This window comes from Blautia sp. HCP3S3_G3 (assembly GCF_052063365.1).
Lineage (GTDB): Bacteria > Bacillota > Clostridia > Lachnospirales > Lachnospiraceae > Blautia_A.
This window is the reverse complement of the sequence record NZ_JBQHXR010000002.1, coordinates 172,510-186,410: the sequence shown is the minus strand read 5'-3', so window position 1 is coordinate 186,410 and position 13,901 is coordinate 172,510. Positions and strand designations below refer to the sequence as shown.

Genomic DNA, 13,901 nt, shown 5'->3' with positions numbered 1-13,901 from the left:
AAGCCTCAGCGTAGCCCGCTACGCCTGCGTTTTTTGCCATGCACACTCGAAGAAATATTCTGCGTTATTGGTATAGTTATTTACGAAACGATGTACCAGATAACTTTATCAATTTTTTGACTGCATACTATAAAAATATCGGTACAGTCCAACTTTTATATTATAGCATGCTGCAGGGGAAGAGGGATAGTATAATTTGAGAATATTTCTATGGGTTATACAGGTATAGAAGAGAATAATGTACAGTTCGATGGTATAATTGGTGTCACTTATTGACTTTTTCGGAAAAAGGGAAAATGAGTCGGAATAAGAAAGAGAAGGAAAAAACCGCCATGGGTTGATATGGCGGTTTTTTACATGGACATATAGTATTAAAGACGGTCAAATTTTTGAAGGCATCACTCCTTTATGTTATAGGAATCAATATTCGGAATTATACAGGGAAGATTTCTAGGTGATTTGGAGTGGATAAAGTTATGAATAACGACATCCAAAGCTGCACATGAGCGTGCGAAGATTCAGAGGAACATGATTAGCGAAGAAGTAAGTAATCAAAGGGGCTGATGTCAAAACCCTATTCGGTTAACAGGTTCTGAGAACGGTCATGAATAGAAATGAAGGATGATTTGTCGAAAGATTCTTCTTGTCAATAAATCAGGGAGATGGTAAGATAAAAGCATCCAAATAAAAAGAAATATCGGAAGATCGTTTTGCAGTATGGTTTCAGCTGCTGTCTGCAGAGCGGTTTTTCTTTTCACAAAATCCATTTTTATTTTCAGTCATAAAATTATCTGTAAATTTCATCTTTATCTGAATCCGGCAGTTCTGCCGGGAAAATTCCTAAATACAATAGTATAAATGACCGGTAAAGGGAATACAGCATACGAAGGATAATAAATGAATCAATCGGCGGGAGGCTTTTATGAATTTATTTGATTTTACGTATTGCGGAAATTATAACAGGCAGATACAGAATCTCTCCAGAATCGTTCCGGAGAAATGGAGTTTTGGAGATTCCAATGATAATGGGATTCTCAAAGGATATCTGGAATATACATTCAAGCGGGTATATGAAGAAGGCAAGATTTTATTCCATAAGGATTATGCCATATTTAATACGGGACTTTTCAATCATTATTATCAGCCGGTTTTTGCATATTTTGTTCCGAATCTGGTTCCGGACAGGCAGGAGTGGTTCCTGGATGGCTTTTATACGGAATATCATCTTTTGAAATCAGGAATTGCAGATCTGCCGGAAAAGGCGGAATTTGTTACAAATCCATCGGATCTGGTGTTTGATACAAGACTGGAGATCGTTCCTCAGTATGAGCATATTTTCGGGGAAGAGGAAAATGCCCAGCGCCTTCCGGAGAATGTCCGCAACAGCAGTATGAAGGTGCAGCTTTTTGACGGTGCGCTGCGTCAGACAAGAAGGATGCTGGAGGCGGATTATAAAAATGCCATTCCTCAGTATTACAATCATTCGATCCAGCTTTTAATTCCTATTTGTCTGCAGAGTCCCGGCAAACCGGATCTTGCTCTGGCATGTGTGAAAACTGCGGATGGATCACGATATCTGGGAAGAACATGCCTGACCCTTCGGATGGCATATCATAATGCAAGACTGATCGCGCGCCTGGACGGGAGCTGGCTGAAACCATGATTTATCTTGACACTGTACAGGCGCTTTGTTATACTGCCTGCGAAAGCGGGGAATTTTATGAGAAATCATGTTTTGGATGCAGCAAAAATCATAGCTGCATATGCTGTGATATTTCTTCATGTTCATTATCCGGGTATTTCAGGAGATATGATCAATATACTAATGCGTTTTGCAGTACCTTTTTTCTTTTTGGTATCAGGATATTTTTGTTACAGCAATAAAGGGAATATAAATCAGAAAATGCCTGCAAAGATTCGGCATATTTTGAAACTTACTGTTTTTTCACTGATCTTTTATATCGTATGGGGATTCCTGTATCGCATGTCAAAAGGAGAAGACGCAATTCAATGGGTGGGAGATCTTGTTCAGAAGCAATATATCAGGGAATTTATTCTGTATAATTCCACTTCACCGGTGAAGTATCATCTCTGGTTTCTGGTGGCATTGCTTTACTGTTATCTGATTTTCTGGACGGTGGAACACTTTCATCTGCATGCTGCAGCTGGGATATTGATTCCGGTACTTCTTGCTGGAAATTTTTATCTTGGAGAAGGTGCTGCTTTGAGAGGAACTGCATTCAGGGCTATGTATTACCGTAATTGGATTTTTACCGGACTGCCTTTTTTTATGCTGGGATATTGGATTCATTGCCGGGAAAACGTTATCAGAAAACATATGAACAGGAAAGTGCTGTATCTGGGAGTGATATGTGGGTTTTTTTTAACGATAATGGAATATTTCAGAGTGGGAAAGCAGGAACTATTTATTGGCACTGTGATCTCTGTATGCTGTCTGTTCATCTGGTGCGTATTAAGTCAGGACATAATGTTGCCGGGATGGCTGACGGAGACAGGCAGAAATGATGCATTTCTTATTTATCTGCTTCATCCTGCTGTATGGGAGGCGTGGAAAGACACGGTGGGCGTTATGGGAGTAACCGGAGAATTCTGGTTTGTCTGGAGTGCACCGGTACTGGTATGCATTTTCACAACAATTCTGGCGGAATCTGTCAGGTTTGCTGTTCATTTTTGGAAAAATGTGATATGATATGCGTTAGCGGTAAAATGCAGCCTGAATCAGCCCCTGGAGAAAGCAGATCAGAGTGAGCTGCACAGAAACAACAGAGACGGAGGAGAAAATATGTTAGAATTACGCAACATCTGTTTTCAGGTGCCCGATGAAAAATCCAGAAATACCAGAGAAATCGGGATTCTGAAAGATGTAAGCTTTACATTGGAAGATAACAAATTTGTAGTTATTACCGGACCGAACGGAGGTGGTAAATCGACTCTTGCCAAAATCATTGCAGGAATAGAGAAACCCACATCCGGTCAGATTCTGTGGGATGGACAGGATATCACGGATATGAGTATTACAGACAGGGCCAAACTGGGTATCAGCTATGCTTTTCAGCAGCCGGTACGTTTTAAGGGTGTGACAGTCTTTGATCTGATCCGTCTGGCAGCAGGAAAGGAAATTTCCATTGCCGGAGCCTGTGAATATCTTTCCAAGGTAGGTCTTTGTGCAAAGGATTATATTAAGCGTGAAGTGAATGCCAGTCTTTCCGGCGGCGAGATCAAGCGCATCGAAATCGCTACGATTATGGCCAGAAAGACAAGAGTGTCCGTTTTTGATGAACCGGAGGCCGGTATCGATCTGTGGAGTTTCCAGAATCTGATCCAGGTATTTGAGGAAATGCATGACCAGCTTCATGGCTCCATTCTGATCATTTCCCATCAGGAGCGTATTTTGAATATTGCGGACGAGATTCTGCTGATCGCAGATGGAGAGCTGAAGAAAAAAGGTTCCAAAGATGAAATTCTTCCGCAGCTTCTGGGAACGGCAGATGCAGCAGGTGCCTGCAATAAAGTGAAGATCAGAGAATAGGAGGCAGAGAGATGGACGCAATTCAGAGAGAATTACTGGAGGCAGTTTCCGGACTGCATGAAATTCCAACAGGAGCATATAATATCCGTGCCGATGGCGCGAGCATTGAGCGCAACAGCACAGCCAATATTGAGATTATCCCGAAAGCAGATACTTCCGGTATTGAAATTCATATCAAACCGGGAACCCGTCATGAAAGTGTACACATTCCGGTCATTATGAGCCAGTCCGGTCTTCAGGAAGTAGTATATAATGATTTTTATGTGGGAGATGATGCAGATGTGACCATCATTGCCGGATGCGGTATCCACAATGGGGGCGATGCAGCCAGCCGTCATGACGGAATTCATCGTTTCTTTATCGGCAAAAATGCCCATGTGAAATATGTGGAGAAGCATTATGGAAGCGGAGATGGCAAAGGGGAGCGCATCATGAACCCGGTGACGGAGATTCATCTGGGAGAGGACAGTTTCATGGAAATGGATACTGCCCAGATCAAGGGTGTGGATTCCACAAAGAGAGAAAACAAAGCACATCTGGAAGCCGGTGCCAAACTGGTGGTTATGGAGAGACTGATGACGCATGGTGTTCAGCATGCAGAGAGTTACTTTGATGTACAGCTGGACGGGGAAGATTCCGCAGCGAATGTTGTTTCTCGTTCTGTTGCGAGGGATGATTCGTATCAGCTGTTTACTTCCCATATTCATGGAAATAACCGCTGCAATGGACATACGGAATGTGATGCGATCATTATGGATAATGCCAAAATCAGTGCAGTGCCGGAGCTTTCTGCCAATCATGTGGATGCAGCGCTCATTCATGAAGCGGCAATCGGTAAAATTGCCGGTGAGCAGATCATCAAGCTGATGACTCTGGGCCTGACAGAAGCGGAGGCAGAAGAGCAGATCGTAAGCGGATTTCTGAAATAGATGTGTCCAGAGTTCTGAGATAAATGTAAATGGATTCTTGAAAGAATTGTAAGAAAAGCCATGAAATAACAACGAATTCCTGAAAAAGAAAACCTGAACGAAAGAAGAATGGAGGAGCAGGAACGAATGGAGGAGAGCAGAAAAAAGCATCTGAAAGAGAGAATGGAAGAGTACTGCCGTCAGGATGTCTGCGTGGCTTTTTCCGGCGGCGTGGATTCCAGCCTGCTTCTGGTTCTGGCATGTGAGGCAGCGGAGAAATTTCATACAAACGTATACGCGGTTACACTGGATACGGTGCTGCATCCCAAGGCAGATCTGGAGATTGCCCGAGAAGTTCTTTCGCGTACGCCGGCGATCCACGAAGTGTTATCCATGGATGAGCTGGCAGTACCGGAGATTCGATTTAATCCGGTAAACCGCTGTTATCTGTGCAAAAAAGAGCTCTATTCAAAAATGCTGGCTCACGCAGCAGAGCATGGAGTGCATACGCTTCTGGAAGGGAGCAATGAGGATGACCTTCATGTGTATCGTCCCGGGCTGGCAGCTGTCCGGGAACTGGGAATCCGAAGCCCTCTGGCGGAATGTGGTGTGACGAAGGCAGAAGTGCGGGAACTGGCAGCAGAATACGGAATTCCTGTTGCAGACCGTCCGTCAGCCCCTTGTCTTGCCACACGTCTTCCTTACGGAGCAGAAATTGACCTGGCTCTTCTGGAACGAATCGACCGTGCGGAAATATTCCTTCGGGAGAAAGGTTTCCGGAATGTCCGTGTACGTGTACACGGGGATATCCTGCGTCTGGAAGTGGATCAGGAACAGTTCGGGAAGGTGATGGAACAGAGAGACGAAATCATTTCCACGCTGAAAAATATCGGTTTTTCCTATGTAACTCTGGATCTGGAAGGATTCCGCAGCGGCAGTATGGATATTTATATAAAATAACGAAATTCCACCTTGAAATTCCCCCATCTTTGTGATATACATGTATGGCTACGTTGTATATACATAAGGATGAGGGGATTTTTTATGCTGAAAACTTTTAAGAAAAAATTTGTAGGAGACAGGAAATTTTATGCGATGGTACTCGCGATTGCAGTACCGATCATGGTCCAGAACGGCATCACCAACTTTGTCAGCATGCTGGACAATATTATGGTGGGACAGATCGGAACGGAACAGATGTCCGGTGTTGCCATAGTCAATCAGCTGATTTTTGTGTACAACCTCTGTATTTTCGGAGGACTTGCCGGGGCAGGGATTTTTACTGCACAATATTTCGGACAGCAGGACGATGAAGGAATCCGTCATACGTTCCGGTACAAAATCTGGATGGCAGTTCTTCTGACTGTTGCGGCTGTTGTGCTGTTTCTGGGAGCCGGAGACACGCTGATCCAGTATTACCTGAGCGGAAACAGTGACGGCGGAGATCTGGCGGCAACACTTCATTATGGCAAAGAATATCTCTGGGTGATGTTATTCGGCCTTCCGCCTTTTATGCTGGTACAGGTTTATGCAAGTACACTGAGGGAGTGCGGAGAGACAGTGGTTCCCATGAAGGCCGGAGTTACGGCGGTGTTTGTGAACTTGGTGCTGAACTATCTGCTGATTTACGGAAAATTCGGACTTCCGGCTCTTGGTGTTGTGGGAGCAGCTCTTGCAACTGTAATCTCCAGATATGTGGAAGTGGCGATCGTGGTCGTCTGGACGCATACACATAAAGAAAAGAACAGTTACATTATTGGCATTTACAAAACTCTTAGAGTCCCGCTGTTTCTGGTGAAGAAATTTATCATCAAAGGGTCACCGCTTCTCTTTAATGAAGCGTTGTGGGCATCTGCCATGGCTGTACTGACTCAGTGTTATTCAATCCGAGGGCTGAGTGTGGTGGCTGGATTGAATATTGCCAATACACTGAATAATGTGTTTAATGTGGTATTCATTGCTCTGGGAGATTCGGTTGCAATCATTGTAGGGCAGCTCCTTGGTGCAGGCAAAATGAAGGAAGCACGGGATACCGATAATAAGATGATTGCGTTTTCGGTATTCTGCTGTATACTGATGGCAGCGTTGATGCTTCTGATTTCTCCGCTGTTTCCAAGAATTTACAATACCACAGAAGAGGCAAGAATCCTTGCCGGGAGATTTATCATGGTACAGGCGATTTTTATGCCGCAGAACGCCTTTCTGCATGCGGCGTATTTTACCCTGCGTTCCGGAGGGAAGACGATTGTGACCTTCTTCTTTGACAGTGTGTTCGTCTGGTGCGTGAGCGTGCCGATTGCTTATATTCTGAGCCGATATACAGGCATGTATGTGGTCTATATTTTGGCAATGGTTCAGATCGGTGACTGGATCAAATGTCTGATTGGATTTATTCTGGTAAAAAAAGGTGTCTGGCTGCAGAATATTGTGGCAGAATCGCAGAAGTAGATCTTTTGTTAATTTTCAAAAAATGAAAACAGGAAAGATTCGTTATTTTTTTCATATTACCGCAAAAATAAAAGCAGCCTGAGACGGAAAGGTTTCCGAAACAGGCTGCTTTTTTAGTTTCATTCGGGTTATTCAAATTGATAGGTTTCTTCCGTCTCATTCCAGGAAATTCCGTCCTGATAGGTTTCATCCTGATAGGTATCTTCGCTGTAAGTGTCATCCGGATACGTATCATCATAGGAATCATCGACTGGTTCTTCTACATAAGAATCACCGCTGCCGGTATCGTCGATGTAAGAATCGTCAGAGGGCTGTTCCCAGTCTGTGTAGGAATCATCGGTATTTCCTGAAGAATCCTCACCGGTATCCTGCGGGATATCGGAAGTATCAGTGTTCTGGGAAGAATCATAAGTTTCCTCATAGGAGGAGCTGTCCTCATAGAAGTCGTCATAATTGCTTTCCTGTGTATAAATCTGGAATCCGTACGGATCGTCCTCATAGGAAGAATCCTCGGATGGAATTTCCGGCATGCGGGCCTTGGTGGTCTGTACCACTCCGTCTTTGGGGAAAACAGCGTAGACCAGAAGCATTACAATACAGAAAAGAGCAGCAGTTGCTCCGATTTTCAGTTCTTCCAAGTGTTTCATATCATCACTCCTGTAGTATGTGTGAGACGGGGAAATCCGTCTGCTGAAATAAAAAGGTATGAATTTATCAAAAAATATTGTCTACGCTATTATACTATAAGTTTGCAAAATTTTGTACCCGGAATTTTTTGGCTGACAAAAGTCTGTTCCAGAGCGTGTTTGAAAATTGCTTTCCGGAAGATGTTGGGAATGAATTGCCAAACACGCTCCAGGGAGTGATTAACGTTTGATATCGTAATTCATATTCATCAGGTTGCGGATTGTTTTTTCGTCATCTGTGATATTGGCGTCTCCGTGGATCGTGTGTTTGATGGCACTGCTGGCAACTGCAAAATTCACCATATCCATCGGACGGTAATCATGCATCATGGCGTAGATCAGTCCGCTTGCAAAGGCATCGCCGCCTCCCACACGGTCCAGAATATTGAAAGTGAAAAGCCGGCTTTCAAAAGTATGGTCTTCATACCACATATAGGCTTTGAGGCTGTTTTCGCTTCCGCTGTGGGCATATCGCACATGTCGTGCAATGCATTTCAGGTTGGGATAGCGTCTGGCAAACGCATGGAAAATTTCATCCTGCTGTTCATAGGTTGGCTGGAAAGGAATTCCGTCTTTGCAGTCTCCTTTGCTGTGGTCATTTTCGTCCCGCCATAGATGATAGGGTTCGATGCCAAGAAGAACGTCCACGTACGGAAGACATTCCGTACAGAAATCCCGGGCCTCTTCCCATGTCCACAGAGTGCTGCGGAAATTGCCGTCAAAGCTGACGGTGATGCCTTTTTCTCTGGCTTTTTTGAGACTGTTGAGGATAAGGCTCTTGCAGCTGGGGCTTAATGCAGGCGTAATGCCGCTTAAATGCAGCCAGTGATAACCATCCAGCAATTTATCCAGGTCGATTTTGCTGAAATCGTATTCTGCAAAGGCACTGTGTTTGCGGTCATAAGTAACTTTGCTCGGGCGGATCCCATAGCCTGCTTCCAGATAGTAGGTTCCAAGCCGGTGAGAGGGTGTTTCCTGCGGGGTACTGAGAATCATGGGTGTGCAGTGTACATCATTGCTCCGGAGCATGCGCACGGCACTTTTTCCGAGACTGTTATTGGGGACAACGCTGAAAAAAGTGCTGTCCACGCCGAGATTGGCGAGTGCCAGTGCAATATTGGCCTCACTTCCGCCATAGCTGGCTTCAAAAGTGGTGGCAACGCGGATTTTGTCATAGTTTGGAGGGGTCAGGCGAAGCATGATCTCGCCGATGGTAAAAAATTTTTTTGCATCAGAACTGTCTGATAATAAAGGATTAGCGTGTTCCATGATAGGCTCCTTTTGGTGCGGGGTTTACGGGTATCATTCCTCCATCTGTTGATTTATTATAGCAAAGGAGTTTGTGAAAAAAAAGAGAGAGATGCAGAAAATATCTGCCAGATATGTATCATTTTGGATACAATCAAAACGAATCCAAGAAAATACGGGACGCATTTTGTACGTCCCGCAGTATTGAGCGAAGGAGATGAACACAGGCTGTTACATTCTCCGGATGTATCGTTTTTCAATAAAACCGAGAATGCCGTAAAGCACCATGGCAATGATACACAGGATGACGATGGACATCAGCACCCAAGTAAGTTTAAAAGTCTGACTTCCATAAATGATCAGGTAGCCAAGTCCCTCACGTGCACCGATGAATTCTCCGATAATGACACCTACCAGGCACAGACCGATATTGACTTTCATGGTACTTAAGATCAGTGGAACGGAAGAAGGGAGGACCACTTTCAGAAGTTCATCTTTTTTGGTTCCGCCTAAGGTGGCAATCAGTTTGCCTTTTTCCGGCCCCACTTCCTTGAAACCGGTATAAAGGCTGATGATGGATCCGAAGATCGCCACAGACATCCCTGCGACGATGATGGTTTTCTGATTCGCTCCCAGCCACACGATCAGCAGAGGAGCGAGTGCGGATTTGGGAAGGCTGTTCAGGACGACCAGATAAGGCTCCAGGACAGCGGAAAGTTTCGGACATGCCCACAGAAGAATGGCAGTTCCAATTCCGAGCAGGACGACAAAAAGGAAACTGAGAAGCGTTTCTTTTACGGTGATCCCGATATGGGTGAACAGAGACTGGTCTATGCACATCTGGAGAAAGGTTCTGCCAATGAGGGAAGGACTGCTGAAAATAAACGAGTCGATCCATCCGAACCGAGCGGAAATTTCCCACAACAGGAGAAAACTGAGAAAAAGCAGGACACGCATGACTGCGATGAACTGCTTTTCACGTTTTTGCTGCAGGAGATATTTTTTTTGTGCAGAGGAAAGTTCATGCATTCTGATTCAGCTCCTTCCAGATTAAATTGAAATAGGATTTAAATGCAGGGGCATTTCTGGAGATGAGCGGCGTTCTTTCTTTTAGTCCAAGGTCAATGGGAATGATTTTCCGGACAGTGGCAGGACGGGCGGACAGGATGATGATCCGGTCTGCCATGCTGATCGCTTCGGAAATATCATGGGTGACCAGAATTGCCGGTTTATGTTCTTTTTTGAGGATTTTTCCAATGTCATCACTGACATTCAGGCGTGTCTGATAATCAAGTGCGGAAAAAGGTTCATCAAGAAGCAGGAGATCCGGTTTCAGGACCAGTGTGCGGATGAGTGCGGCACGCTGCCGCATACCGCCGGATAACTGGGAGGGACGGGCATCTGCAAATTTGTCCAATCTATAGGTTTTTAGCATTTCGTTGGCGAGAGCCTTTTTTTCGGGAGTGATTTTACCCCGGATCTCCAGTCCGAGAATGACATTTTTATAGATACTGCGCCATTCCAGCAGATGATCTTTCTGAAGCATGTAGCCGATGCGTGAGGTCTGCGTCCGGATGGGGCTGCCGTCCATGAGGATGACGCCCTGTTCTGCGGGAAGAAGTCCGCAGATGACATTCAGAAGAGTGGATTTGCCGCAGCCGGAAGGACCGACGATCGCCAGAAATTCACCGGGCATCAGCGAAAACGATATATGGGAAAGGGCGGTTGTTTCTCCCTGAAGTGTGTGATAAGAAAGAGAAAGATCTCTGACTTCCAACAGTGGCTTCATTGTGTAACCTCCATTTTTGTATATTTTATCATATGCTTTTGGAAAGGGTTATGATATAATAAATGGGACTTATGCAGTAATAGGATACAGGATGTCTGCACTGGCAGACGTTTTTGTTAACCGGGAATAGGAACGATACGAACAGGATGTGGGGAAAATGAAGTACATTGATCGAAAAGGTAATATGACCATTGAAGAGAATGAAGAGGATAAGCTTGTACGGCACCTTTATACGGATCTGGGCGGGAGAACCTGCCTGAAAGTTCTGATACAGCCATGGTTTTCTGCTCTTGCGGGAGCGGCGCTGGAAACGGGATTATCTGCGCGTCTGATTCCCGGATTTGCCCGCAGAAACCGGATCGATATGTCGGAATACGAGGAAAAAAGATATCATTCATTTCGGGAATTCTTTATCAGAAAAACCAGACCGGAGGCGAGACCGATGGCAGAGGGAGACAAAATCCTCGTCAGCCCCTGTGACGGCAGGCTGAGTGTGCATCGCATCGGGCATGATTCCGGATTTTACATTCAGGAAACAGAGTATTCTCTGAAGAAGCTTCTGCGAAGTGAGAATCTGGCGAAGCGTTATGAAGATGGTTATGCGGTTGTGATCCGCTTGTCTCTGGAAGACGGGCATCGATTCTGTTACGCAGCAGAAGGAGTGAGATCGTCCGGTATTTCACTTCCGGGTGTTTACCATGCATCCCATACGCCTGCAGAAGAATCCTTTCCGGTTTATCAGGAGAATGCCCGGGAATACTGTCTGCTCCAGACGGTCAGATTTGGTACCATCCTGATGATGGAAGTAGGCAAGGTACGTAATCTGCACAAAAGTCCGCGCAAGGTAGACAAGGGAGAAGAGAAGGGATATTTTGAATTCGGAGGCTCTGCAGTGATTCTGTTTCTGCAGCATGGCAAAGTACGCCTGGATTATGATCTCATGGAGAATACAGAGAACGGATTTGAGACAATCGTAAAGATGGGAGAGAGAATCGGTGAACAGAAATTACCAAAAAGAGCTGGAAAAGCTTCTGGCAGGACTGAATAACGGGACACGGGTACCGAGACTGTTTCTCCATGCCTGCTGTGCTCCGTGCAGCAGCTATGTGCTGGAATATCTTTCTGAATATTTTGAGATTACGGTGTTTTTTTATAACCCCAATATATCGCCAAAGGAAGAATATGACAAGCGGGTGGAGGAAATCCGCCGGCTGATTGGAGAAATGAAGTTCCGTTATCCTGTGAAACTGGTGGAAGGAGCGTATCATCCGGAAGACTTTTTCCGGATGGCGAAGGGACTGGAAAAGGTTCCGGAAGGCGGGGAACGATGTTTCCGATGCTATCGCATGCGCATGGAAGAAGCTGCCCGGCTTGCTTTTGAGGGCGGTTCCGATTATTTTACCACCACGCTGTCCATCAGTCCGCTCAAGAATGCGGCGAAGATCAACGAAATCGGAGAAGAACTTGCGGAAATTTATCAGGTTGCGCATCTTCCTTCTGATTTTAAGAAAAAGAATGGTTACAAGCGTTCCATTGAACTGTCGGCGGAGCACTGCCTTTACCGGCAGAATTACTGTGGATGTGTGTTTTCCAGGCGGGATGTTTTAGAGAGTGACTTTGACACGTTAATAGAATAAATAAAATGTTTGCATTTTCGGGAAAGTATGATAAACTAGAGCGTGTTTGAAATTTGCTTTCCGGCAGATGTCGGGAATGAATTTTTAAACACGCTCTGATATATATACGGAATTTATTACAGAAGAAATGAGGAAAAATATATGGCACAACTTTGGGGCGGACGTTTCACAAAAGAAACGGACAAGCTGGTATACAATTTTAATGCGTCTATTTCCTTCGACCAGAAGTTTTATGAACAGGATATCCGCGGAAGCAAGGCTCATGTGCGGATGCTGGCGAAACAGGGAATCCTTACGGATGAAGAGAGAGATGCCATTCTGGAAGGCCTTGACGGGATCCTTGAGGATGTGAGATCCGGAAAGCTTGAGATTACTTCCGAATATGAAGATATTCACAGCTTTGTGGAGGCAAATCTGATCGACCGGATCGGTGACGCAGGCAAGAAACTTCATACAGGACGCAGCCGCAACGACCAGGTGGCACTTGACATGAAACTTTATGTGAGAGATGAGATTGATGAAATTGACGGCGAAGTCAGAAATCTTCTTCTTGCTCTGCAGAAAATCATGGAGGAACATGTGCATACTTATATGCCGGGATTTACGCATCTGCAGAAGGCACAGCCGGTAACTCTGGCACATCATGTAGGGGCTTATTTTGAGATGTTCCGCCGTGACAGAGGACGTCTTGCAGACATTCGCAGAAGAATGAATACCTGTCCTTTGGGAGCAGGAGCTCTGGCAGGAACCACCTATCCTCTGGACAGAGCTTATACTGCAGAACTTCTTGATTTTGACGAGCCGACCAGAAACAGTATGGATTCTGTTTCGGACAGAGATTATGTGATCGAGCTTCTGTCCGCACTTTCCACGATTATGATGCATCTGAGCCGCTTTTCCGAGGAAATCATTCTCTGGAATTCCAACGAGTATCGTTTTGTGGAGATTGATGATGCCTACAGTACCGGCAGCAGCATCATGCCCCAGAAAAAGAATCCGGATATTGCGGAGCTTGTGCGCGGCAAGACGGGAAGGGTTTACGGGGCACTGATGTCCATCCTGACAACCATGAAGGGCATTCCTCTTGCGTATAATAAAGATATGCAGGAAGATAAGGAACTGACCTTTGATGCGATCGATACGGTGAAGGGCTGTCTGGCGCTGTTTACCGGTATGGTATCTACCATGCAGTTCCGCAAGGAAAATATGGAAGCAAGCGCAAAGAATGGCTTTACCAATGCTACGGATGCTGCGGATTATCTGGTGAATCACGGGGTACCGTTCCGTGATGCACACGGAATTGTGGGCCGTCTGGTGCTGACCTGCATTGAGAAGGGAATTTCTCTGGATGATCTTTCTCTGGAGGAGTATCAGGAAATCAGTCCTGTTTTTGGGGAAGATATTTATGAAGCCATCAGCATGCGCACCTGTGTGGAGAAACGTATGACTCTTGGTGCGCCGGGACCGGAAGTGATGGAGAAGGTAATCGCAGAGAACATAGAATACCTGGAGAAATAAACGGAATTGTAAAAAATGTAAAAAATACTTGCATTTTTGGAGAAATTGGTATAGTATTTACAAGAACGACAGATGTGTGCCATGCAACGACACGCAAATAGCATAAGTGAGGAGTCA

General features: G+C 45.2%; 13 protein-coding genes. 9 read left to right on the top strand and 4 right to left on the bottom strand.

All coding sequences use genetic code 11. The features are described 5' to 3' along the window. The first annotated feature begins 922 nt into the window (after positions 1 to 922). The 6 genes from ACTNEW_RS04585 to ACTNEW_RS04560 all read left to right on the top strand — a co-directional run bounded on the left by ACTNEW_RS04585 (position 923) and on the right by ACTNEW_RS04560 (position 6,906). Positions 923 to 1,663, top strand: a complete 741-nt coding sequence (locus ACTNEW_RS04585; RefSeq protein ID WP_441058454.1) for a DUF3825 domain-containing protein — start codon at positions 923 to 925, stop codon at positions 1,661 to 1,663. 57 nt (positions 1,664 to 1,720) lie between these two features. Next, complete coding sequence (locus ACTNEW_RS04580; RefSeq protein ID WP_441058452.1) at positions 1,721 to 2,710, top strand: acyltransferase family protein; 990 nt, start codon at positions 1,721 to 1,723, stop codon at positions 2,708 to 2,710. Between the two features lie 93 nt (positions 2,711 to 2,803). Beyond that, positions 2,804 to 3,550 carry an ABC transporter ATP-binding protein gene (locus tag ACTNEW_RS04575; RefSeq protein WP_441058450.1) on the top strand — a complete coding sequence of 249 codons (747 nt, stop codon included), beginning with the start codon at positions 2,804 to 2,806 and terminating at the stop codon, positions 3,548 to 3,550. Positions 3,551 to 3,561: 11 nt separating this feature from the next. Continuing rightward, positions 3,562 to 4,479 carry a SufB/SufD family protein gene (locus ACTNEW_RS04570; protein WP_441058448.1) on the top strand — a complete coding sequence of 306 codons (918 nt, stop codon included), beginning with the start codon at positions 3,562 to 3,564 and terminating at the stop codon, positions 4,477 to 4,479. A 126-nt stretch (positions 4,480 to 4,605) separates the two neighbouring features. Then, positions 4,606 to 5,418, top strand: coding sequence for an ATP-dependent sacrificial sulfur transferase LarE (gene larE / locus ACTNEW_RS04565; protein ID WP_441058445.1), 813 nt, complete (start codon positions 4,606 to 4,608; stop codon positions 5,416 to 5,418). 84 nt (positions 5,419 to 5,502) lie between these two features. Continuing rightward, complete coding sequence (locus tag ACTNEW_RS04560) at positions 5,503 to 6,906, top strand: MATE family efflux transporter (RefSeq protein ID WP_441058443.1); 1,404 nt, start codon at positions 5,503 to 5,505, stop codon at positions 6,904 to 6,906. Between the two features lie 128 nt (positions 6,907 to 7,034). Here ACTNEW_RS04560 and ACTNEW_RS04555 read toward each other — a convergent pair whose 3' ends face one another. The 4 genes from ACTNEW_RS04555 to ACTNEW_RS04540 form a co-directional block, all read right to left on the bottom strand. Continuing rightward, positions 7,035 to 7,553, bottom strand: coding sequence for a hypothetical protein (locus tag ACTNEW_RS04555; RefSeq protein ID WP_441058441.1), 519 nt, complete (start codon positions 7,551 to 7,553; stop codon positions 7,035 to 7,037). Positions 7,554 to 7,772: 219 nt separating this feature from the next. Beyond that, a complete protein-coding gene (locus ACTNEW_RS04550) occupies positions 7,773 to 8,861 on the bottom strand; it encodes a sugar kinase (protein WP_441058439.1) in 1,089 nt (362 codons plus the stop codon). A gap of 210 nt (positions 8,862 to 9,071) precedes the next feature. After that, positions 9,072 to 9,869 (bottom strand): ABC transporter permease, encoded by a 798-nt coding sequence (locus tag ACTNEW_RS04545; protein WP_441058437.1) that lies wholly within the window; start codon positions 9,867 to 9,869, stop codon positions 9,072 to 9,074. Next, positions 9,862 to 10,629 carry an ABC transporter ATP-binding protein gene (locus tag ACTNEW_RS04540; RefSeq protein ID WP_441058435.1) on the bottom strand — a complete coding sequence of 256 codons (768 nt, stop codon included), beginning with the start codon at positions 10,627 to 10,629 and terminating at the stop codon, positions 9,862 to 9,864. Before ACTNEW_RS04540 ends, ACTNEW_RS04545 begins: the two co-directional genes overlap by 8 nt. A gap of 157 nt (positions 10,630 to 10,786) precedes the next feature. Between ACTNEW_RS04540 and ACTNEW_RS04535 the strand changes: the two genes are divergently transcribed. The 3 genes from ACTNEW_RS04535 to argH all read left to right on the top strand — a co-directional run bounded on the left by ACTNEW_RS04535 (position 10,787) and on the right by argH (position 13,784). After that, entirely contained in the window at positions 10,787 to 11,677 is an 891-nt protein-coding gene (locus tag ACTNEW_RS04535; protein WP_441058433.1) for a phosphatidylserine decarboxylase, read from the top strand. Further along, complete coding sequence (locus ACTNEW_RS04530; RefSeq protein ID WP_441058431.1) at positions 11,625 to 12,266, top strand: epoxyqueuosine reductase QueH; 642 nt, start codon at positions 11,625 to 11,627, stop codon at positions 12,264 to 12,266. Before ACTNEW_RS04535 ends, ACTNEW_RS04530 begins: the two co-directional genes overlap by 53 nt. A gap of 141 nt (positions 12,267 to 12,407) precedes the next feature. Next, positions 12,408 to 13,784 carry an argininosuccinate lyase gene (argH, locus tag ACTNEW_RS04525; RefSeq protein WP_441058429.1) on the top strand — a complete coding sequence of 459 codons (1,377 nt, stop codon included), beginning with the start codon at positions 12,408 to 12,410 and terminating at the stop codon, positions 13,782 to 13,784. Positions 13,785 to 13,901: the final 117 nt, after the last annotated feature.